The following is a 22933-nucleotide window of genomic DNA, read 5'->3' on the forward strand; positions in this document are numbered from 1 at the left end:
CCACACTCACCAACCCGCTCCGCAAACACCGGAGACGAATCCAACAACTCCACCGCCATCCCCACCCACTGCGAACCCTGCCCCGGGAACACGAAGACCACCCCGGAACCGCCCTGCAACAGGGTCGGCACCGCCGCCCCGGCGACCAGGGCGTCCGCGCCGGTCAGGAAGTCGGTGACGTCACCGACGACGACGGCCCGCCGGTCCAGTGCCGCCCGCCCCTTCGCCAGGGCGTACGCGAGGTCGCCCGGGTCGGTGGTGGCGGCGGCGACGGCCGCCCGGAGCTGGCCGGCCTGGGCGCGCAGCGCCTCCTCGGTCTTGGCCGAGAGCACCCACGGCAGCACGGCCGGCGGCGGGACGATCTCGCCCTCCAGCTCGACCGGCGGGGCCTCCTCGACGATGACGTGGGCGTTGGTGCCGCTGATGCCGAACGACGACACGCCCGCCCGGCGCGGCCGGTCCAGCGCCGGCCACGGCTGCGCCTCGGTGAGCAGCCGCACCTCGCCGGCCGACCAGTCGATCTGCGGGGACGGCTCGTCGGCGTGCAGGGTGCGGGGCAGCAGCCCGTTGCGCATCGCCAGCACCATCTTGATCACACCGGCGACGCCGGCCGCGCCCTGGGTGTGGCCGATGTTCGACTTGATCGAGCCGAGCCAGAGCGGACGCTCACCCGGCCGGCCCTGCCCGTACGTGGCGAGCAGCGCCTGCGCCTCGATCGGGTCGCCGAGGGCGGTGCCGGTGCCGTGCGCCTCGACCGCGTCGACCTCGGTCGCCGGGATACCACCGGCGGAGGCCAGGGCCTGCCGGATCACCCGCTGCTGCGACGGGCCGTTCGGGGCGGTCAACCCGTTGGACGCGCCGTCCTGGTTGGTGGCCGAGCCCCGGATCACCGCGAGCACCTGGTGGCCGTTGGCCCGGGCGTCGGAGAGGCGTTCCAGCAGCAGCATGCCGGCGCCCTCACCCCAGCCGGTGCCGTCGGCCCCGGCCGCGAACGACTTGGACCGGCCGTCCTTGGCCAGGCCACGCTGGCGGCTGAAGTCGATGAACGTGTCCGGGGTGGACATCACGGTGACGCCACCGGCCAGCGCGAGCGAGCACTCGCCGGCCCGCAGCGCCTGCACGGCCAGGTGGATCGCCACCAGCGACGACGAACAGGCGGTGTCGATCGACACGGCCGGCCCCTCCAGGCCGAGGGTGTAGGCGACCCGGCCGGAGACGATGCTGGCCAGGCTGCCGTTGCCCAGGTAGCCGGCCAGCTCGTCGGGCACCTGGTGCAGGCGCAGCGCGTAGTCGTGGTACATGACGCCGGCGAAGACACCGGTCGGGCTGCCCTTGAGCGAGGTCGGGTCGATCCCGGCCCGCTCCAGCACCTCCCACGACGTCTCCAGCAGCAACCGCTGCTGCGGGTCCATCGCGACCGCCTCACGCGGGCTGATCCCGAAGAAGTCCGCGTCGAAGTCGGCCGCGTCGTAGAGGAAACCACCCTCCATCGAGTACGTCTTGCCGGGCTTGCCGGGCTCCGGGTCGTACATGCCGACCAGGTCCCAGCCCCGGTCGGTGGGGAACGGGGAGACCGCGTCGACGCCGCCCTCCAGCAGCTCCCACAGCTGCTCCGGGGTGGCCACCCCGCCGGGGAAGCGGCAGCTCATCGACACGATGGCGATCGGCTCCTGGGTGAACGAGGCCGACGCCAGCTCGGGCACCGCCACGTCCACGTCGGTGCCGAGCACGGTGGACACCACGAACTCGGCGAGCGCCACCGGGGTCGGGTAGTCGAAGACGAGGGTCGCCGGCAGTCGCAGCCCGGTGGCGGCGTTGAGCCGGTTACGCAGCTCCACCGCGGCCAGCGAGTCGAAGCCCAGCTCGTTGAAGGCGCGGCGGGGCTCGATCGCCTCCGCGCCGTCGTGGCCGAGCACGGCGGCGACGTGCGCGCGGACCAGGTCGAGGGTGACCCGGTCCCGTTCGGCGGGGGTGAGGCCGGCGAACTGCCGGGCCAGCCCCTGGGCGGCGTCCGCCGCGCCGGCCGCCTGCGCGGACCGGCGGGCCGGCAGCGGCACCAGGCCGCGCAGCAGCGCCGGCACCCCGTCGGGCCGGTTGCGCAGCGCGGTCAGGTCGACCCGGATCGGGGCGAGGACCGGTTCGTCGACCCCGAGCGCGGCGTCGAGCAGGGCCAGGTTCTCGGCCGGGCTGAGGCCGGGCATGCCGGAACGTTCGATGCGCTGCAACGCGGCGGCGTCCAACTGGCCGCCCATGCCGCTGTCACCGGTCCACAGCCCCCAGGTGAGGGCGACCACGGGCCGGCCCTCGGCCCGGCGGGAGGTGGCCAGCGCGTTGAGGGTGGCGTTCGCGGCGGCGTAGTTGCCCTGCCCGGCGCAGTCGAGCAGGCTCGCCAGGGAGGAGAAGAGCACGAACGCGGTCAGGTCGGCGTCGCGGGTCAACGCGTCGAGGTTGACCGCGCCGTCCAGCTTGGCCTTGAGCACCGCGTCGAGGCGCTGCGGGGTGAGCGAGCCGATCGTCGCGTCGTCGACGATGCCGGCGGCGTGCACCACCGCCCGCAGCGGCCGGTCGGCCGGGACAGCGGCGAGCAGCGCGGCCAGGGCGTCGGCGTCGGCCGCGTCACAGGCGGCCACCTCGACGCTCGCGCCTGCCGCTTCCAGCTCCGCGCGCAACTCCGCCACACCGGCCGCCGCCGGGCCACGACGACTGGTCAACAGCAGATGGCGTACGCCGTGGTTGCCGGCCAGGTGCCGGGCCACGTGCGCGCCGAGCCCACCGGTGCCACCGGTGACCAGCACCGTGCCGTCGGTCGGCCAACGGCTGCCGGTGGTGGTGTCGGCGTCGGTGCCGGCCGGGGCGGTGGCGACCCGGGCCAGCCGGGGCACACTGATCTCCCCGTCGCGCAGCCGCAGCTCCGGTTCGCCGGTGGCCAGGGCGGCGGCCAGCAGTGACGTGGGGGCGTCGGCGAGCCGGACGGTGACGAACCGGTCCGGGTTCTCCGTCTGGGCGGCCCGCAGCAGACCCCAGACCGCCTCGGTGGCGAGGTCGTCGACCCGGCTGACGAAGACCAACCGGGTGCCGCCCAGCCGGGCGTCGGCCAGCCACTGCTGCAGCAGCGTCAACGCCCCGGCGGTGGCGGCCCGGACGTCACCGGTGCCGACGCCGACGAACGCGAAATCGGGGGCGGTGGCACCGGCGTCGATCGCGGCACCCAGCGCGGCCGGGTCGGCGTGCCGGGTGGCCGCGCCGATCCGCTCGTCGCCGAGCACCACCCAGCGGGGGGTGCCGGCCGGGGCGGGCCGGTGACCCAGCTTCGTCCACTCCAGGCGGAACAGCCGCTCGTGGTAGCCGCCCCGGGCGGCGGTGAGCTGGGCGGTGGAGACCGGCCGGGAGACGAACGACCGTACCGTGGCGACCGGTGCGCCGGTCGGGTCGGCGAGGACCACCGACACGCTGTCCCCGGCCGCGGGGGCGATCCGGACCCGCACCTCGGCCGCGCCGGCGGCGTGCAGGGTGACGTCGCTCCACGCGAACGGGATGCGTACCTCGTCGTCGGTGGGCTCGCCGCGACGGGCGGCGTCGATGGCGTGCAGGGCGGCGTCCAGCACCGCCGGGTGCAGACCGAACCGGGCCGCGTCGGCCCGGCTGTCGGCGGGGAGCGCGACCTCGGCGTACACCTCGGGGCCGCGTCGCCAGACGGCCTTGAGGCCCTGGAAGACCGGGCCGTAGCCGTAGCCCTGGCCGGCCAGCTCGGCGTAACCGCCGGTCAGGTCGACCGGGCGGGCGTCGCGCGGCGGCCACTCGGTCAGCGGCTGCCCGGCGTCGGCGGCCTGCGGGGCGAGGAAACCGCTGACGTGCCGGGTCCAGAGCTGGTCGTCCGGGTCGGACCCGTCGGGCCGCGAGTAGACGGCCACCGGGCAGCGGCCGGCCGGGTCGGCGGCGCCGACGACGACCTGGAGGGCGACGCCGTGCTCGTCGAGCGCCAGCGGAGCCTCCAGGGTCAGCTCCTCCACGGTGGGGCAGCCGACCTGGTCGCCGGCGCGGATCGCCAGCTCCACGAAGGCGGTGCCGGGCAGCAGGGCCACCCCGGAGATGGTGTGGTCGGCCAGCCACGGGTGGCTGCGCAGCGACACCCGCCCGGTGAGCACCACCCCGTCGCCGCCGGCCAGACCGACGACCGCGCTGACCAGCGGGTGCCCGGCGGCGAGCTGACCGAAGCCGGTCGCGTCGGCGCTGCCACCGCCGGATTCCATCCAGAACCGGCGACGCTGGAACGGGTACGTGGGCAGCGCGACCCGGCGGGCCCCGCGCGCGGCGAAGAAGCCCGTCCAGTCCACCGGCACCCCCCGCACGTGGGCGCGGGCGACGGCGGCGACGACGTCGGTCTCCTCGTCGTGGTCGGCGCGCAGCAGCGGGGCGAAGACCGCATCGGCGTCGTCGTCGAGGCAGGCCGGACCCATCGCGGAGAGCACCCCGGCCGGACCGAGTTCGAGGAAGGTGGTGACCCCCTCGTCGGCCATCGCCCGGACCGCGTCGGCGAACCGGACGCTGTCGCGCACGTGCCGCACCCAGTAGTCGGGGTCGCACAGTTCACCGGCGAGCACCGGCCGGCCGGTGACCGTGGAGACGACCGGGATGGTCGGCGGGCGGTACGTGAGCACGTGCGCCAGCCGGCCGAACTCGGCGAGCATCGGCGTCATCAGCGGCGAGTGGAAGGCGTGACTGACCTTCAGCCGCTTGGTCTTGTGCCCGGCGGCGGCGAGGGCGGCGACCACCTCCAGCACGGCGTCCTCGTCGCCGGAGACCACCATCGAGGTGGGGCCGTTCACCGCGGCGAGGCCCACCTGCGCCTCCCGGCCGGCCAGCAGCGGACGGAGCTGCTCCTCGGTGGCCTGCACCGAGATCATCGTGCCCTCGGCGGGGAGTTGCTGCATGAGCCGGCCCCGGGCGGCGACCAGCAGGGCGGCGTCCTCCAGGGAGAGCACCCCGGCGACGTGGGCGGCGGCCAGCTCACCGATCGAGTGCCCGGCGAGCAGGTCCGGACGGACCCCCCACGACTCCAGCAGCCGGAACTGGGCGACCTCCACCGCGAACAGCGCGCACTGGGTGTAGGCGGTCTGGTCGAGCAGGGCCGCCTCGGCGGTGCCGGGCTCGGCGAACAGCACGTCGGCCAGCGGCACGTCCAGTTGCAGGTCGAGCCAGCCGCAGGCGTCGTCGAACGCGGCGGCGTAGACCGGGTAGCTGCGGTACAACTGCCGTCCGGCGCCGAGCCGCTGACTGCCCTGACCGGTGAAGAGGAAACCGAGTCCACCGCCGTCGGCCTGCCCCAGGTGTACGCCGGGCACGCTGCCGCCGGCGGCGAGGGCGGCCAGGTCCCGGACGACACCCGCCCGGTCCCGGGCCACCAGCACCGCCCGGTGCTCCAGGGCGGTCCGGGTGGTGGCCAGCGAATAGGCGACGTCGAGCAGCTCCGGGGCGTCCCCGTCGGTGTCCACGACCGCCAGCAGCGCGGCGGCCTGGTCGCGCAGCGCCGTCCCGCTCCGGGCGGAGAACACCACCGGCAGCACCTCGCTGGGCAGCTGCGGTACGTCGGTGACGGTCTCGTCGTCGACCGCGGGGGGTTCCTCGACGATGACGTGCGCGTTGGTGCCGCTGACCCCGAACGAGGAGACCCCGGCGCGGCGCGGCCGGCCCGCGGCGTCCCACTCGCGGGCCTCGGTGAGCAGCGCGACGGTGCCGGCGGACCAGTCCACGTTGGGGGTGGGCGCGTCGACGTGCAGGGTACGCGGCAGCACCCGGTGCCGCATCGCCATCAGCACCTTGATCACCCCGGCGACCCCGGCGGCGGCCTGCGAGTGACCGATGTTGGACTTCAGCGAGCCGAGCCACAGCGGCCGGTCGGCGGGGCGTTCCCGGCCGTAGGTGGCGATGATCGCCTGCGCCTCGATGGGGTCGCCGAGCCGGGTGCCGGTGCCGTGCGCCTCGACCAGGTCGACGTCGGCGGGGGCCAGGCCGGCCGACGCCAGCGCGGACATGATCACCCGCTGCTGGGACGGCCCGTTCGGGGCGGTCAACCCGTTGGACGCGCCGTCCTGGTTGATCGCCGAGCCCCGGATCACCCCGAGCACCCGGTGGCCGTTGCGGCGGGCGTCGGAGAGCCGCTCCAGCACCAGGATGCCGACGCCCTCGGCCCAGCCGGTGCCATCGGCCGCCGCCGCGAACGGCTTGCACAGCCCGTCCGGGGCGAGGCCACGCTGCCGGCTGAACGCGGTGAACGCGCCCGGGTGCACCATCACCGCGACGCCACCGGCCAACGCGGTGGTGCACTCCCCACGCTGCACCGCCTGGCAGGCCAGGTGCAGGGCGACCAGCGAACCCGAGCAGGCGGTGTCCACGGTCAGCGTCGGGCCCTCGAAGCCGAACGTGTAGGCGAGCCGGCCGGACACCACGCTCGGCGCGTTGCCGGTGAGCAGGTAGCCGTCCAGGCCCTCCGGGGCCTCGTGCAGCCGGGGGCCGTACTCCTGCGGTTCGGCGCCGATGAAGACACCGGTCTGGCTGCCACGCAGCGACGCCGAGTCGATGCCGGCGTCCTCCAACGCCTCCCAGGCGGTCTCCAGCACCAGCCGCTGCTGCGGGTCCATCGTCATCGCCTCGCGGGGGCTGATGCCGAAGAAGTCCGCGTCGAACTCGGCCGCGCCCTCCAGGAAACCGCCCTGGCGCACGTAGGTCTTGCCGGGCTTGCCCGGGTCCGGGTCGTAGAGCCCGTCGGTGTCCCAGCCCCGGTCGGTCGGGAAGTCGGAGATCACGTGCCGGCCCTCGAAGACCAGCCGCCACAGGTCGTCGGCGGAGGTGCTGTGCCCCGGGTAGCGGCAGCCGATGCCGACCACGGCGATCGGCTCGTCGTCGTCGGCGGGCCGGCGCAGCGGCGCGGCGACCGGCGCGGGCGCGGCGTCCCCACCGAGCAGCGTGCGCAGCAACCGCCCGACCGCCTGCGGCGTCGGGTGGTCGAAGACCAGGGTGACCGGCAGGTCCAGGCCGGTGGCGACGGTGAGGCGACGGTGCAGCTCCACCGCGGCGAGCGAGTCGAAGCCCAGGTCGCGGAACGGGCGGCCCGGCTCGACGGCGTCCGGGCCGTCCGGCAGCACGGTCCGCAGCACGTCACGGGCCTGCTCCCGGACCAGGGCGGTGAGCGCCCGGCCCTGCTCCTCGGCCGTGCGGCCCTCCAGCCGTCGCCGCAGTGCCGACAGCGCGTCGGGCTCGGCACCGGTGGGGTTCACGGACTCGCTCATGGCACGCTCCACTAGGTCTCCGGGTTCGACGCCCGGCTCGGTGTGTCGGCTTGCGGCGCCCGATCACGGCAAGGCCGCCGCGACCGGTAGGGGGGACCGGTCGCGGCGGCCTCGCGGCGACCGGTGGGTTCACCGGTCGGGGCGGTGGTTACTCCTCGGGCGCGAGCAGCGCGCCGGAGGCGGCGTCGCGCACGGTGATCGCCGACATCGGGCACATGTCGGCGGCGTCGATGACCGCCTCGTCGGGCGCGGTCTCCGGGGCCAGGGCGGACGCCTTGCCGGCCCGGATCTCGATCTGGCGGGGGGCCGCGCCGGCGCAGACCCCGGTACCGATGCAGGCGTCCCGGTCGACGGTGACCGTCCAGCGGGTGTCCACGGTGGTCACCAGGCCACCAGCAGCTTGTTCGGGCCCCGGACCAGCTGGCCGGACTTCCACGACACGCCCGCGTCGCCGTCGGCCAGGCTCAGCTCGGGGAACCGGTCCAGGACCGTGTGCAGGGCCACCTGGAGTTCCATCCGGGCGAGCTGCGCGCCGAGGCAGTGGTGCGGGCCGTGGCCGAACGCGACGTGCGGGTTCTGCTCGCGGGTGAAGTCGAAGGTCTCCGGGTTGTCGAAGATCTCCGGGTCCCGGTTGGCGCCGGGCAGCGAGACCAGCACCGGCTCCCCGGCGCGGACGGTGATCCCGCTCAGCTCGATGTCCTCCACCGCGTAGCGGGGGAACATCGCGGCCGGGTTCAGCGGGATCATCCGCAGCAGTTCCTCCACGGCCGCCGGCACCAGGCTCCGGTCGGCGCGCAGCTGCGCCATCAGCTCCGGGTTGGTGAGCAGCGCGTAGACGAAGTTGGGGATGTGGGTGGAGACCGTCTCGACGCCGGTGAGCAGCAGCCCGACCCCGGCGATCGAGAGCAGCTCCTGCTCGGTCAGCCGGTCGCCCTCGTCGCGGGCCTTGACCAGCGCGCCGAGCAGGTCGTCGGTGGGCTGCTCACGGCGCTGGGCGACCAGCTTGCCCATGTAGCCGAACAGCTGCTCGGCATAGACCATCAGCTGCTCGCTGGTGCTGGTCAGCCCCTCGGTCCAGATCCGGAACTGGGCCCGGTCCTCGAACGGCACCCCGAGCAGCTCGCAGATGACGGTGATCGGGTACGGCAGGGCGAACAGCTCGACCAGGTCACCCGGGGAACCCTTGGCGATCATCTCGTCGACGTACTCGTTGGCGATGCGCTGGGCACCCTCGCGCATCTCGTTGACCCGGCGCGCGGTCAGCGCCTTGCCGGCGAGCTTGCGCAGCCGGGTGTGGTCCGGCGGGTCGAGGCCGATGATGCCCTCGTAGGTCATCTCCTCGCGGGTACGGGGCTGGTCCTTGCCCTGCGCCGCGGCCCGGCTGAACCGCGGGTCGGTCAGCACGGTCTTGACGTCCTCGTACCGGGTGGCGAGCCAGGACACCTCGCCGTACGGCAGTTGCACCCGGGCCAGCGGCTCGGTGCTGCGCAGCAGCCCGTAGACGGGGTCGATGTCGATCCCGGGCGCCTCGCTGAACGGATATTTACGGATCTCCTGATCGATCGTCACGGAGCACTCCCTCGGGTCGCACCGGGCGCACGTGATCCGGCGCCGGCATCGATGTCTGCACGGCCGCTCGGTGCGGTACGGCGTATCCGGGCGACACGCCGGGCGCCGGCCGGACCAGGCGAGGGATACGTAATCAGGAAAGGAAATCCACCTACACCCCCGCGACGCCCCTAGCCTCCCCCTACCAGCGGCGCTAAGGGGCGGCTCTGGGGTTCCGCTAGGGGTCCCGGCGGACGGGCCGCCACTAGCGTGGGGGCGAGGCAACGCGCTGTTGACCGTCGAGCGATTCTCGCGGGCGCGCACCGGTGATTGAGTCACGCCACGTCGGTGGGCGCAACCCCCCATGGAGGATGGTTGATGTCCCTGCTCGTTTCCACGACCGCCGATCCGGGGCGGTTCCACTCCTTCGGGCCGCACCACATCGATGAGCTGGGCGCCCGGTACGGATTGTCGGCCGACAATCTGCACGCGGTCCGCACCATTTCCCAGGTGCTGCCCTTCCGGGTCAACGAGTACGTCCTGTCGCACCTGATCGACTGGGACCGCATCCCGGACGACCCGATCTTCCGGCTGGTGTTCCCGCAGCGCGGCATGCTCGCCGCCGACGACGAGCGGGTCGTCGGCGACCTGCTGCGCGCCGGTGACCGCAAGGGGCTGCGCGGTGAGGTGGCCCGGATCCGGGCCGGGCTCAACCCGCACCCGTCCGGGCAGCAGCAGCACAACGTGCCCAGCCTGGACGGTCAGGAGTTGCCGGGCATGCAGCACAAGTACCGGGAGACGGTGCTGTACTTCCCGCAGCAGGGGCAGACCTGCCACGCGTACTGCACCTACTGCTTCCGGTGGGCGCAGTTCGTCGGGGACGCCGACCTGCGGTTCGCCGCGCCCGGCCCGGAGCAGTTGGTGCGCTACCTGCACCGGCACCCGGCGGTGACCGACGTGCTGGTCACCGGCGGCGACCCGATGATCATGTCGACGGAGCGGCTGCGCAGCCACGTGGAGCCGCTGCTGGCGGTAGACACGGTGCGCACCATCCGGTTCGGCACCAAGGCGGTCGCCTACTGGCCGTACCGGTTCGTCTCCGACAGCGACGCCGACGACCTGCTGCGGCTGTTCGAGCAGGTCGTCGCGTCGGGTCGCAACGTCGCGGTGATGGCGCACTTCAGCCACCCCCGGGAGTTGGCCACCGAGGTCGCCACCCGGGCCATCGCCCGGATCCGGTCGACCGGGGCGGTGGTCTACTGCCAGGCCCCGCTGATCCGCTACGTCAACGACGACGCCCGCGCCTGGAGCGAGATGTGGCGGGCCGAACTGGCCGTCGGCGCGGTGCCCTACTACATGTTCGTCGAGCGGGACACCGGTCCCCGCGACTACTTCCAGGTGCCGCTGACCCGGGCCGCCGACATCTTCCGCACCGCGTACCAGGATCTGCCCGGGCTGGCCCGGACGGTGCGCGGGCCGGTCATGTCGGCCACCCCCGGCAAGGTGCTGGTCGACGGCGTCGAACGGACCCCGGACGGCGACTTCTTCCAGCTCCGGTTGATCCAGGCCCGCGACCGGCGGCTGGTCGGCCGGCCGTTCCGGGCCCGCTGGTCGGCCGACGCGGCCTGGCTGAGCGACCTGGAGATCGACCCGGCTGCCCCGGCGGACATCCTCGCCGCCGTCAGCCCCAGCGCGGCCCGCCCCGGCGCGGCCGTCACCGCCTGAACACCCACCGACCCGAAGGGAGCTGGCGATGGCCGGCCGGAAGATCTCGCCCAACCTCGCACTCGACCAGTTGGTCGCGCAGCGCATCGCCGCAGGCGAGTCCATCGTGCACCTGGGCTTCGGCGAGTCCCGGCTGCCGGTGTTCGCGCCGCTGCGGCGGGCGCTGACCGAGGGCGCCGACCGCAACGCGTACGGGCCGGTGGTGGGTGACCCGGACACCCGGGACGCGGTGGCCGGGTACTTCTCCCGTCGCCGGCTGCCCACCGAGGCGGACCAGGTGATCATCGCGCCGGGCAGCAAGCCGCTGCTGATGGCCCTGCAACTGGTAGTCGGCGGGGACACCATCGTCGCCGCGCCGAGCTGGGTCACCTACGCCCCGCAGGCCCGGCTGGCCGGCAAGACCGTACTGGGGGTGCCGATCCCGGAGTCGTGCGGTGGGGTGCCCGACCCGGCGGCGCTGCGGGAGACGATCCACGCCGCCCGGGTGCTCGGCCACGACCCGCGCATCCTGGTGCTCACCTCGCCGGACAACCCGACCGGCACGCACGCCCCGGACGACCTGGTCCGGGAGTTGTGCGCGATCGCCGAGGAGGAGGACCTGCTGATCGTCTCGGACGAGATCTACCGGGACATCCTGCACACCCCGGGCACGGACCTGCTCTCCCCCGCCGAGGTCGCCCCGAGGCGGACCGTGGTGCTCACCGGGCTGAGCAAGAACCTGGCGCTCGGCGGTTGGCGGATCGGCGCGGCCCGGTTCCCGGCCGGCGGGTGGGGTGAGCGGATCCGCGCCGACGTGGCGGCGGTGGCCAGCGAGATCTGGTCCACCCTCGCCGGGCCGATGCAGTCGGTGACCCGGTACGCCTTCGCCGAGCCGCCGGAGATCCGCGAGCGGCTCACCGAGGACGCCGCACTGCACGGCGCGGTGGCCGGCGCGGTGCACCGGATCATGGTGGAGGCGGGTGCCACCTGCCGGCCGCCGACCGGCGCGTTCTACGTCTACCCGGACTTCGCGCCGCTGCGCGAGCCGCTGGCCGAGCAGGGCATCACCGACGGCGCCACCCTGCAGCGCCACCTGCTGGAGGAGCTGGGCGTGGCGGTGCTGTCCGGCCACCACTTCGGCGACCGGCCGGAGGCGCTGCGGTTCCGCGCCGCCACCAGCATGCTCTACGGCGACACCCCGGAGCAGCAGCGGCAGACCCAGACCGCCGCCGACCCGCTGACGGTGCCGCACGTCGCCGACGCGCTGGTCCGCATCGAGCAGGCTTTGGCCAAGCTCCCCCGGTGACCTGCCCGCCCGGCTCCCCCGCCGACCGTGCCCGCGCCGGTCGGCCCCGACGACAAGGACGCCCCAGATGACCAGCGCCATCGTCTTTCCCGGGATGGGCCCGTGCGACTTCGCCGACGTCGCGAAGTTCATGCTCATCGACCGGGACGCCCGCGAGTTGCTCGCCGCAGCCAGCGACGCCCTGGACTACGACCTGTTCGCCAGCTACCGCGACAGCGACAGCGACTACTCCGAGTACGCCCAGGTGGCCTTCCTGGTCAACTGCGTGGCGCTGGCCCGCTGGGCGGAACGGACCATGGACCTGCGGCCGGACCTGATCGCCGGGCCCAGCTTCGGTGGCAAGGCCGCCGCCGTGTTCAGCGGCGCGCTGGACTTCGCCGAGGCGGTCCGGATGACGGCGCGGCTGTCCCGGATCGAGACGGAGTACTTCACCGCCGAGCAGCGGGGCGTGGTGACGATGTCGTTCGTCCGTACCCCGGCCGAGCGGCTGCGGGAGATCCTCGCCGAGCTGGACGAGGCCGGCGAGTGGTACGAGATCTCCTGCTACGTCGACACCGACTTCTGGATGGTGACCCTGCACGAGGGGCGCACCGACTGGTTGGCGCAGCGGCTGCGGGCCGGCGGCGGGCTGCCGTTGTACGTGATGGACCCGCCGCTGCACGCCGCCGCGTTCCAACCGCTGCGCGACCGGGTGGAGGCGGAGCTGTTCGGGTCGCTGCACTTCACCGATCCGCAGATCCCGGTCGTCGCCGACCAGGACGGCACGGTACGCACCACCGCCGACGGCGTACGGACCATGCTGCTCGACGGGATCGTCACCCCGGTGCGCTGGCCGGCGGTGGTCGCCACGTTCCAGCAGTCCGGGGTGCAGACGGTGCACGTCTGCGGGCCGGACCGGCTCTGGGGCCGGGTCGGCGCGACCGTCCGCAACTTCCGGACCACCATCGTGGACCCGCGGCGGGCGATGCGGCCGATCCGTCGCGCCGTGGCCGCCTGAGCGCCGGCAGAGCACGGAGGACGAGATGACCCAGCACACCGACTACGCCCTGCACGGCCGGTTCCTCCAGGGGCTGGCCGCCGCACCCCGGGCCACCGCCCTGCACCTGCCGACCGGTCCGGTCAGCTACGAGGAGCTGCACACCACCGCGCTGCGCTGGGCCGGGGCGTTGGCCGCCGGCCCGGACGGGCCGCCCCGGGTGGTCGGCATCCTCGCCGGCAAGACCCTGGAGTCGTACGCCGGGCTGCTCGCCACCCTGTACCTCGGCGCGACCGCCGTGCCGCTGCACCCGGAGTTCCCGGCGGCCCGGACGGCGGGGATGCTCACCGCGTGCGGGGTCTCCGTCCTGCTGCTCGACGACGCCGGGCTGGCGGTCCGGGCGGAGATGGGTGACGCGGTCGCCGGGGTGCCGGTGTTCGCGCCGGTGGTGGACCCGCGCGGCAGCGGCACCGGGCTGCGGCTGCCGGTGGTCGGGGCGACGCCACTGGCCGCGCCCCGCCCCGCCCGCCCGGACAACGTGGCCTACGTGCTGTTCACCTCCGGCTCGACGGGGCGGCCCAAGGGGGTGCCGATCACCCACGGCAACCTGCGGCACTACTTCTCGGTGCTGGACGACCGGTACGACTTCGGGCCGGACGACCGGTTCTCCCAGTCGTTCGACCTGAACTTCGACTGCGCGATGTTCGACCTGTTCTGCGCCTGGGGCGCGGGGGCGAGCGTGCACCCGGTGCCGCCGGCGGCCTACCGGGACGTGCCGGCGTTCGTCGCCGAGCGGGGCCTGACCGTGTGGTTCTCCACCCCGAGCGCGATCACCCTGGTCCGGCGGACCGGTCGCCTCGGTGCGGCGGCGATGCCGTCGCTGCGGTGGAGCTTCTTCGCCGGGGAGGCGCTGCACGCCGCCGACGCGGTGGACTGGCAGGCGGCGGCCCCCGGGTCGACGTTGGAGAACATCTACGGCCCGACCGAGCTGACCGTGACGATCACCGGGCACCGCTGGTCGCCGGAGACCTCGCCGGGGCTCTGCGTCAACGGCCTGGTCCCGATCGGGACGCTGCACGACGGGCACGACGGGGTGCTGCTCGACGCCGACGGCGCGGCCAGTGAGGTGGAGGGGGAACTCTGCATCACCGGCCCGCAGCTCACCCCCGGTTACCTCGATCCGGCCGACGACGAGGGCCGGTTCCTGGTCCGTGACGGGCGGCGCTGGTACCGCACCGGGGACCGGGTCCGGCGGTTGGAGAACAAGGAGCTGATCTATCTGGGGCGGCTCGACTCGCAGGTGCAGGTGCACGGCTGGCGGGTGGAGCTGGCCGAGATCGAGCACGCCCTGCGCGGCTGCCCCGGCATCGAGGACGCGGTGACCGTGGCCCGTTCCGGGGCCGGCGGCACCGAGCTGGTGGTCTTCTACACCGGGGAGCGGACCGCCCCGGCCGAGCTGTCCCGGCAGCTGCGGCAGATCCTGCCCAAGGGGATGCTGCCGCGTTCGTATCGGCACGTGCCGGAGTTCCCGTTGAACTCCAACCGCAAGGTGGACCGGGCCCGGCTGGCCCGCGAGGCCGCCGAGGGCTGACCCGGACGATCGACGCTGTCACGCCGAGATGGCGGCATCCGAGGAATCGGATGCCGCCATCTCGCTGTGCTGGCGGTGACGCAAGGAAAAACCCCTGGCCGGTCCCCCTCCTGAAGGGACCGGCCAGGGGTCGTCGGGGTGCGGGTCAGCGCTGGGCGGGCTGTCCGGCTCGCTCGGCGAGGGCCCGCCGGTCGATCTTGCCGTTGGCGTTGACCGGCAGCTCGTCGATGACCCGGACCTGTTGCGGCACCATGTAGTCGGGCAGCGCCTCCAGGCAGAACGCGCCCAGCTCCATCTCCTCCACGCCGGTGACGCCCTCGTCGAGCACCACGAACGCGGCCAGCACCGGGTCCTTGCCCTCCTGCGGCAGCATCAGCGCGGCGGCCCCGGTGATGCCCGGGAACTCCCGGACCCGGCGCTCCACCTCGCCCAGCTCGACCCGGTTGCCGCGCACCTTGACCAGGGAGTCGGCCCGGCCGGTGAAGTAGAGTTCGCCACCCTCGCCCCGGTAGGCCAGGTCGCCGGTGCGGAAGACCACCTGCCCGGTGGCCGGGTTGAGCGGGTCGGGCACCAGCGCGGCGGCGGTCGCCTCCGGGTCGTTCCAGTAGCCGTGGAACAGGGCGGCGCTGCGCAGGTGGATCTGGCCGATGACACCCGGGGAGTCGACCGGCCGGCCGTCCTCGTCGATCAGCAGCATCTCCGCGCCCGGGTGGGCGTGGCCGATGGAGATCCGGTCGGCGTCGTCGGGCAGCGGGTTCGGCACGTCGGTGAAGGACGCGGCGATGGACTCGCTGCTGCCGAAGCAGTTGACCACGCGGGCGTGCGGCAGGGCACGTTGCAGCTCCCGCATCTCGGGCAGGGGGAAGTTCTCGCCTGAGTAGAGCACCCCGCGGATCTGCTCGCCGAGCGCGGCCAGCCCGGCGAACTCGTGCCGCAGCACCCCCCGCCAGATCGACGGCACCCCGTTGACCTGGGTGGCGCCGCTGTCGGCGAGGAACTGCACGAAGCGGCGCGGCCAGCGCAGCAGCGAGCGGGGCACCGGCACCACGGCCGCGCCACTGCCCAGCGCCAGGCCGATGTCGAGCAGCGAGAAGTCGAACTGCAACGGCGAGGTGGTGGCGACCCGGTCCTCGGCGGAGACGATGCCGTGCCGCAGCATCCCCCGGAAGAAGGCGAGCACGCCCCGGTGGCTCATCACCACGCCCTTGGGTCGTCCGGTGGTGCCCGACGTGAAGATCATGTAGGCCGGGTCGGTGGGCACCAGTTCCCGGCGGTGCCGGGTGCGCGGCGCGGGCGTCCGCTCGACCTGGATGCCGTCCGGGCCGAACCGGGCGGTGCCCAGCGACGCGGGTACGCCGTCGCGGCGGCCGTCGACGGGTTGCAGGTGCAGCGCGGCGGCGGTGCTCTCGGCGATCAGCGCGAGCCGCTGGGCGGGGGTCTCCGGGCTGACCGGGATGAACGTCAGGCCCAGCGAGGAGCAGGCCAGGAAGGCCGCGATGGCGGTCGGGGTGGTGTCCGACTCCAGGATCACCCGGTCGCCGATGTCGAGGCCGAGTTCGTCGAGGGCGGCGGCGTAGCCGTCCACCCGCTGGGCGAGCTGACGGTACGAGATGGAGCCGACCTCGCCGCCGACGGCCTGGATGACGGCCGGCTTGTCGGGCGTCAGCCGGGCGCCCGCCAACAGGAACTCGTGCAGCGTCTCCACGGAGGCGTGCGTGCGCGCGAAGTTCTCTCGACTCATGGCCGGAGCGTATCGGCGGCCCTGCCGGCCCCCACCCGCATCGACCCCCCTAACGACCCCTTACCCGGGCCGGCCGGCGGCTGGGGAATTGCCGGGTCGTCAGCCCCCGTGGGGCGTTGTTAGCGTCTTCTCACCCTGCACCGGAAGGAATCGCGGACATGTGGGATCAACGGTTCGAGGCCATCCTGCGCCAGCACCTGCCCTTCCTCGACCCCGAGGAGACGCTGCTGGCCGGCACCAGCCTGCGCGACTCCGGCCTGGACTCCCTCGCCATGGTCGAACTGCTGGCCACCCTGGAGAGCGAGTACGACGTGCGCTTCGTCGACGAGGCGATGTCGATGGAGACGTTCGCCACCCCGCAGACGCTGTGGAGTGTGCTGACCGACATGCGTGGCGTGCCCGCTCCCGTGTGAGCGGCACCCGTTCCGGACAGTGCCCGTGACCGGTCTGGTCACGGGCACTTTTCGTGGTTCTCCGGTCAGCGTCCGATCGCGTCCAGTGCGGCGAGGTCGTCGGCGGTGAGCGTCAGCCCCGCCCCGGCGACGTTCTCCCGCAGGTGCGCCACCGACGAGGTGCCGGGGATGAGCAGGATGTTGGGTGAGCGCTGCAACAGCCAGGCCAGGGCGACGGCCATCGGCGTCGCGTCCCGGCGGGCGGCCACGGCCGACAGCGCCGCGGACTGCAACGGGCTGAACCCACCCAGCGGGAAGTACGGCACGTAGGCCACCCCCTGCCCGGCGAGCCGGTCGATCAGCGCGTCGTCCTGCCGGTAGGCCAGGTTGTAGAGGTTCTGCACGCACACGATCGGGGCGATCGACTGTGCCTCGGTGACCTGCTCGGGCGTCACGTTGCTCACCCCCAGGTGCCGGATCAGGCCCTTGTGCTGGAGTGCGACGAGCGCCTCGAGCGGCTCGGCGAGGGAGCCGGCCCGGGGCCCCGTGGCGTCACCGAGCCGGAGGTTGACCAGGTCCAGGGCCTCGACGCCGAGGTTGTCCAGGTTCTCCTCGACGGCCCGGCGCAGTTGCTCCGGCTCCCGCGCGGCAGGCCAGCCGCCCTGCGCGTCCCGGGTCGCGCCGACCTTGGTCACCAGGTGCAGCCCTTCGGGGTACGGGTGCAGGGCCTCGCGGATCAGCCGGTTGGTCACGTGCGGCCCGTAGGCGTCGCTGGTGTCGATGTGCGTGATGCCGAGGGCGACGACTTCCCGCAGGACGGCCAGCGCCGCGTCCGGGTCGGCGGGCGGTCCCATCACCCCGGGGCCGGCGAGTTGCATGGCGCCGTAGCCGGACCGGGTGACGGTCAGGTCGCCCAGCGTCCAGGTGCCGCCGGGCAGAGAGCGGGTGAGCATGTGGTTACCTCGGCCTTCATGGTCAACGGAGTGGTACCCGACCACTATCGGTGAGGTAGCTTTCTGGAGGGAAGTAGGCACCTGAAAGTGCGTAGCAAACCGACTGCGGGAGGACCGGCGATGACCACGAGGACGGCGGCCGAGCGCCGGGCGGAGACGGCGGTGGCGTACGACGCGTTCGTGGCGCAGTGTCCCAGCCGGGAGCTGCTCGCCCGGATCTCCGACAAGTGGGTCGCGCTGGTGCTGGCCGCGCTGCGCACCGACGGGTCGCACCGGTTCGGCGCGGACTGCGCCGGCACTCCCCGGCCGATGCGCTACTCGGAGCTGTCCCGCCTGCTGGCCGGGGTCAGCCAGAAGATGCTCACCCAGACGCTGCGCACCCTGGAACGCGACGGCCTGGTCAGCCGTACCGCGACGGCGACCGTGCCGGTCACGGTCACCTACGAGCTGACCGACCTCGGCTTCTCCCTGCACGAGACGATGCGGGCCCTCAAGAGCTGGGCCGAAACGCATCTGGACGAGGTGCACGCCCACCGCGCGACGTACGACGCCCGGCCCGCCTGAGCCGGACGCCGCCCCGACCGGACCGGCGGCCCGGCCCGGGTCGGATCGGCCCGGATCGACCCGGGTCGGCCGGACGTCGTCGAGCATGCGCCGCCGGTCGTCCCGGGCCGGTTCAGAGCTTGTCGAGGAACTGGGTGAGGACCTCGGTGAACCGCTCCGGGGTCTCCAGGTGGGGCAGGTGGCTGGCCCCCTCGATGATCTCCCAGTGGGCGCCGGGGACGAGGTCGTGGAAGGGGCGCACCGCGGCCGGGGTGACCTCGTCGTACTCGCCGCTGATGACCAGGGTCGGGGTGTCGATCTGCGGCAGCCGGTCGAGCAGCGAGTAGTCGCGCAGCGTACCGGTGATGTGGAACTCGCTGGGCCCGTTCATCGCGTGGTAGACGGTCGGATCGCCGTTGATCTCCATGAAGGTGGCCATCAGCTCCGGCGGCAGCGGCTTACGCCGACACACGTGCCGCTGGTAGAAGACCATCATCGCGGCCGTGTACGCCTGGCTGCCGGTGGTGCCGGCGGCCTCGTGCCGGCGCAGCGTCGCGTCCACGCCGGGCGGCAGCGCGGCCCGCAGCACGTCCAGTTCCGGCAGCCACAGCGGGTACGACGCGGGCGCGTTGGCGATCACCACGCCGCGCAGCCCGGCGGGCCGGTCGGCGGCGTGGGCCGCCGCCAGCACCCCGCCCCAGGACTGCCCGAACAGCACGTACTCCTCGGCGATGCCGAGCCGGCGCAGCAGGTTGTCCAGTTCGGCGAGGAACAGCTCCACGGTCCAGAAGTCGGCGCCCCGGCCCCGCAGGTGGGTGGAGCCGCCGTTGCCGAGCTGGTCGTAGTGCACCACCGGCCGGCCGGAGCGGCTCAGCTCGGCCAGGTTGAGCAGGTAGTCGTGGGTGCTGCCGGGGCCGCCGTGCAGCACCACCAGCGGTGGCCGGCCGCCGTGCAGCTCGCCGGTCACCCGGTACCAGGTCCGGTGCTCGCCGAACTCGACGGTGCCCTTGGTGGTCGGTGCCAGTGTCATGTCGTCCACTCCCGCTGTCGTCACGGCGCGCGTCACTGCGCGATCCAGTCCCGTACCACCTCGGCGGTCGTGCCGACCCGACCCTCCATCATGGTGAAGTGGTCGCCGGGCACCTCCCGGAGCGTGTGCGGGGTTTCCCAGGTGGCCCGCCACCCGTCGTCGTCGCCGCCGGCCACGATGGACTCCTGCGGCCGGACGAAGAGCACCGGCGTGTCGATCGCCTCCACCGGGCAGCTCTGCAGCAGCCGGACGTAGCGGCCCATCGCCGACAGCCGGGCGCTGCTGAACTCGCCGAAGGTGGCCTCCCGGTCCAGCAGCGAGTCGAGCATGTGGGTGAAGAACGTCGCCGTGGTGCTGCCGGTGGTGAGGTAGGTGTCGAGCAGCACCACCCCGGCCGGGCCGTGCCCCTGCCGCTCCAGCTCACCGGCGGTGGCGTGGGCGAACAGGCCGCCGGAGGAGTATCCGACGATGACGTACGGCCCCTGCTCGGCGATCGGGCGGACCATCTCGGCGAAGACCCGTACCGCCGCGTCGGCGGAGGCGGGCAGGCTCTCGTCCCGGCCGAAACCGGGCACCGGCAGGGTCCACACGTCCCGGGTGCCACCGAACTCGGCGGTGAACCGGGCGTACTGCTGGTCGCCGCCGAGCGCCATCGGCGACGGGAAGCAGATGATCGCCGGCCCCTGGTCGCCCCGGGCGAGCCGGCGCGGGGCGGGGACCTGCGGCAGGTCGGCCGGCCCGTCGAAGGTGGGCCGGATGTCGGCCACCGCGTACAGCAGGGACAGGCCCTGCTGTACCCGGCCGCTCTTGACGGCGGTGCGGAACAGCGCGCTCATCGTGTCGGCGGCGGCGTCGGGCGTGCCGGCCCGTTCCTCGGCCGGTGGCGCGGCCAGTTCGGTGCGCAGCAGCGCGGCGAGTTCGTCGACGCTGCCGTGGTCGAAGACCACCCCGGTGGCCAGCCGCAGCCCGGTCGCCTCGTTGAGGGCGTTGCGCAGCTCCATCGCGGTGAGCGAGTCGAAGCCCAGCTCGACGAAGCGCAGCGCCGGGTCGAGGTCGTCGGGGCGGCCGTGCCCGAGCACGGTCGCGGCGCGCGAGCGCACCAGGTCGGCCAGCAGCGCCTGCTGGCCGTCGCCGTCCAGCCCGCCGAGGGTACGCCGCAGCGCCGCCGGGTCGGGTCGGTTCGTCCCCGGGGTGCTACGCCGGGCCGGGGTGACCAGGGCGCGCAGGATCGGCGGCACCTCGTCCCCCGCCGGGGTGCGCAGGTCGGCCTTGACCGGGACGAGCACCGCCTCGGTACGGGCCAGCGCCGCGTCGAGCAGCGCCAGTCCCTCCGCGGCGGACACCGGTTGCACCCCGCCCCGCGACATCCGGGCCCGGTCGGTGCCGCCGAGGTCGTCGGCCATCCCGCCGCCGGCCCACGGCCCCCAGGCCAGGGACTGGGCGGGCAGCCCGGCGGCCCGGCGGGCGCTCGCCAGCGCGTCGAGGAACGCGTTCGCCGCCGCGTAGTTGCCCTGCCCCGGCCCGCCGAGCACGCCGGCCGCCGAGGAGAACAACACGAACGCGGTGAGCCCCGCGTCCCGGGTCAGCTCGTGCAGGTGGGTGGCCGCGTCGACCTTGGGGCGCAGCACCGCGTCGAGGCGGTCCCGGGTCAGCGCCGGGATGATCCCGTCGTCGAGCACCCCGGCGGCGTGCACCACCCCGGTCAGCGGGTGCCCGGCGGGCACTGCGGCGAGCAACCTGGCGACCGCGTCCCGGTCGGCCAGGTCGCAGGCGGCCACGGTGACCTCCGCCCCGCGGGCGGTGAGGTCGTCGCGCAGCGCGGCCATCCCGTCGGCGTCGGGGCCGCGCCGGCTGGCCAGCAGCAGGTGCCGCACCCCGTACGCGTCGACCAGGTGTCGGGCGACGAGCCGGCCGAGGGTGCCGCCGGCACCGGTGAGCAGCACGGTGCCACCGTCGGTGAAGGCGCTGCCGGGGGTGCCGTCGGGCCCGGCGGCGGGCACCAGCCGGGCGGCGTGCGCGACGCCCTCGCGGACCACCAGCTGCGGTTCGCCACCGGCCAGCACCGCCGGGAGGAGCTGGGCGGACCCGTCGTGGTCGTCGAGGTCGACCAGGACGATCCGACCCGGGTTCTCCGACTGGGCGGACCGGACCAGACCCCAGGCCGCCGCGGCGGCGGGCTCGGTGACCCGGTCACCCTGCGCGCCGTGGGTGAGCACCAGCAGCCGGGACGACGCCAGCCGTTCGTCGGCGAGCCAGCCCTGGAGCAGGGTGAGCAGTTGACCGGTGGTGTGCCGGGCACCGGCCGCGAGGTCCCGGGAGTCGGGTTGCACGCTGGCGACCAGCACCACGTCCGGTACGGTCCCGCCCGCGTCGAGGGTGACGGTGAGGGCGGTCAGGTCGGGGTGGGTCTCGGCGAGCAGGCCGACGGTGTCGAGCGCGGCGGCCACCTTGAACTCGTCGACGCCGACCAGTGCCCAGCGACCGTCGGCCGGGGTGGTGGGCAGCGGCACCGGGGTCCAGTCGATCCGGTAGAGGTGTTCCTGCCGGCCGGTGCGGGCGGCGGCGAGCTGACCCGCGTCGATCTCCCGCAGCACCAGCGAGTCGACCCGGGCGACGGGTGCGCCGGTCTCGTCGGTGAGGGTGAGGGCGACCTCGTCGGGGCCGGCCGGGGTGACGGTGAGCCGCAGCGCGGCGGCACCGGTGGCGTGGACGGTGATCCCGCTCCAGGAGAACGGGACGCCGGGCCGCCCCTCGCCCCGGCTCAGCCCGATGGCGTGCAGCGCCGCGTCGAACAGGGCCGGGTGCAGGTGGAACCGGTCGGCGTCGAGCACGTCGGCGGGGAGCGCGATCTCGGCGTACACCTCGTCACCGTGCCGCCAGGCGGCCCGCAGGCCCTGGAAGACCGGTCCGTAGACCAGTCCGGCGTCGGCCATCCGCTCGTAGAGCCCGTCGACGTCGACGGGGGTGGCGGCGGCCGGCGGCCAGGCGGTCGCCGGGTCGGCCGGTGGGTCGGCGGGGGCCGGGGTGAGCAGGCCGGTGGCGTGCCGGGTCCACGGTGCGTCCCGGTGCCGGGAGTAGACGGTGACCTGTCGGCCGCCGTCGTCGCCGGGCCCGCCGACGGCCACCTGCACCTGCACGCCGTCGTCGTCGGGGACGACCAGCGGGGCCTGGAGGGTGAGTTCGGCAAGCCGGCCACAGCCGACCTGGTCCCCGGCCCGGAGGGCGAGTTCGACCAGCCCGGTGCCGGGCAGCACGATCGTGTCGCCCAACATGTGCTCGGCCAGCCACGGCTGGGTACGCCGGGACAGCAGTCCGGTGGCGATCAGCCCGTCGGTGTCGGGCAGGGTGGTGACGGCCGACAGCAGCGGGTGCTCGGCGTCGAGCAGCCCGGCGGCGGTGACGTCCCGCTCCGCCCCGGTGTCCTGCATCCAGTAGTGCTGGTGTTGGAAGGCGTAGGTGGGCAGGTCGACGGTCCGGCCGCCGGGGTTGACGGCCGCCCAGTCGAGGTCGACACCGCTGATCCACGCCTGCGCCATCCCGGTGGCGTACGCGGTGACCTGGTCCCGGTCACGGCGCTGCAACGCGATGGTCACCGCGTCGTCGACGCTGTCGGCCACCATCGCGGTCAGCACACTGGCCGGCCCGATCTCCACGAACCGGGTCACCCCACGGGCCGCGAGAGCGGCCACCGCGTCAGCGAACCGGACCGTGCCCCGCACCTGACCCTGCCAGTACCCGACCGAACCCAACTCCTCGTCGGTGACAAGATCACCGGTCGCGGTCGACACCAGCGGGATACCCGCCGGGTTGGCGGTGACCCCGTCGAGGACCTGCCCGTACTCGGCCAGCATCGGGTCCATCAA

General features: G+C 74.0%; 13 protein-coding genes. 6 read left to right on the forward strand and 7 right to left on the reverse strand.

Going from position 1 to position 22933, the window contains the following annotated elements; genetic code table 11:
• The 3 genes from AB0K25_RS31380 to AB0K25_RS31390 all read right to left on the reverse strand — a co-directional run.
• Positions 1 to 7286 (reverse strand): SDR family NAD(P)-dependent oxidoreductase (locus tag AB0K25_RS31380; protein ID WP_363823959.1); only part of this gene is annotated, 7286 nt, incomplete at its 3' end.
• A 148-nt stretch (positions 7287 to 7434) separates the two neighbouring features.
• Complete coding sequence (locus tag AB0K25_RS31385; RefSeq protein WP_208569137.1) at positions 7435 to 7671, reverse strand: ferredoxin; 237 nt, start codon at positions 7669 to 7671, stop codon at positions 7435 to 7437.
• Positions 7668 to 8855: a cytochrome P450 gene (locus AB0K25_RS31390; RefSeq protein WP_208569136.1), complete on the reverse strand. Its 1188-nt coding sequence runs from the start codon at positions 8853 to 8855 to the stop codon at positions 7668 to 7670. Before AB0K25_RS31390 ends, AB0K25_RS31385 begins: the two co-directional genes overlap by 4 nt.
• A gap of 357 nt (positions 8856 to 9212) precedes the next feature.
• Here AB0K25_RS31390 and AB0K25_RS31395 point away from each other — a divergent pair, with 357 nt between their 5' ends.
• The 4 genes from AB0K25_RS31395 to AB0K25_RS31410 all read left to right on the forward strand — a co-directional run bounded on the left by AB0K25_RS31395 (position 9213) and on the right by AB0K25_RS31410 (position 14411).
• Entirely contained in the window at positions 9213 to 10559 is a 1347-nt protein-coding gene (locus AB0K25_RS31395; protein ID WP_219469141.1) for a lysine 2,3-aminomutase, read from the forward strand.
• 28 nt (positions 10560 to 10587) lie between these two features.
• Positions 10588 to 11844, forward strand: a complete 1257-nt coding sequence (locus AB0K25_RS31400) for an aminotransferase class I/II-fold pyridoxal phosphate-dependent enzyme (protein WP_357538536.1) — start codon at positions 10588 to 10590, stop codon at positions 11842 to 11844.
• A gap of 67 nt (positions 11845 to 11911) precedes the next feature.
• Positions 11912 to 12841 carry an ACP S-malonyltransferase gene (locus AB0K25_RS31405; protein WP_219469136.1) on the forward strand — a complete coding sequence of 310 codons (930 nt, stop codon included), beginning with the start codon at positions 11912 to 11914 and terminating at the stop codon, positions 12839 to 12841.
• A gap of 25 nt (positions 12842 to 12866) precedes the next feature.
• A complete protein-coding gene (locus AB0K25_RS31410) occupies positions 12867 to 14411 on the forward strand; it encodes an AMP-binding protein (RefSeq protein WP_363823962.1) in 1545 nt (514 codons plus the stop codon).
• A 145-nt stretch (positions 14412 to 14556) separates the two neighbouring features.
• On the opposite strand, the gene AB0K25_RS31415 is transcribed toward AB0K25_RS31410, so the two are convergent.
• The gene (locus tag AB0K25_RS31415) at positions 14557 to 16152 is read right to left on the reverse strand and encodes a D-alanine--poly(phosphoribitol) ligase (protein WP_357538542.1); all 1596 of its coding nucleotides are present in this window, start codon (positions 16150 to 16152) and stop codon (positions 14557 to 14559) included.
• Positions 16153 to 16310: 158 nt separating this feature from the next.
• Here AB0K25_RS31415 and AB0K25_RS31420 point away from each other — a divergent pair, with 158 nt between their 5' ends.
• On the forward strand, positions 16311 to 16565 hold the full coding sequence (locus AB0K25_RS31420) for a phosphopantetheine-binding protein (protein WP_088642125.1): 255 nt from the start codon (positions 16311 to 16313) through the stop codon (positions 16563 to 16565).
• Between the two features lie 65 nt (positions 16566 to 16630).
• Here AB0K25_RS31420 and AB0K25_RS31425 read toward each other — a convergent pair whose 3' ends face one another.
• Entirely contained in the window at positions 16631 to 17497 is an 867-nt protein-coding gene (locus AB0K25_RS31425) for an aldo/keto reductase family oxidoreductase (protein WP_363823964.1), read from the reverse strand.
• A 120-nt stretch (positions 17498 to 17617) separates the two neighbouring features.
• On the opposite strand from AB0K25_RS31425, the gene AB0K25_RS31430 reads away from it, so the two are divergent.
• A complete protein-coding gene (locus AB0K25_RS31430; RefSeq protein ID WP_219469121.1) occupies positions 17618 to 18061 on the forward strand; it encodes a helix-turn-helix domain-containing protein in 444 nt (147 codons plus the stop codon).
• Positions 18062 to 18173: 112 nt separating this feature from the next.
• Here the strand turns inward: AB0K25_RS31430 and AB0K25_RS31435 are convergent, their stop codons facing one another.
• Together AB0K25_RS31435 and AB0K25_RS31440 are read right to left on the reverse strand one after the other, a co-directional pair.
• Complete coding sequence (locus AB0K25_RS31435; RefSeq protein WP_363823965.1) at positions 18174 to 19079, reverse strand: proline iminopeptidase-family hydrolase; 906 nt, start codon at positions 19077 to 19079, stop codon at positions 18174 to 18176.
• A gap of 23 nt (positions 19080 to 19102) precedes the next feature.
• A partial coding sequence (locus AB0K25_RS31440; RefSeq protein WP_363823967.1) for an SDR family NAD(P)-dependent oxidoreductase occupies positions 19103 to 22933 on the reverse strand: 3831 nt, incomplete at its 5' end.

Origin of the sequence: Micromonospora sp. NPDC049257 (assembly GCF_040678915.1) — a bacterium.
GTDB lineage: Bacteria > Actinomycetota > Actinomycetes > Mycobacteriales > Micromonosporaceae > Micromonospora > Micromonospora antibiotica.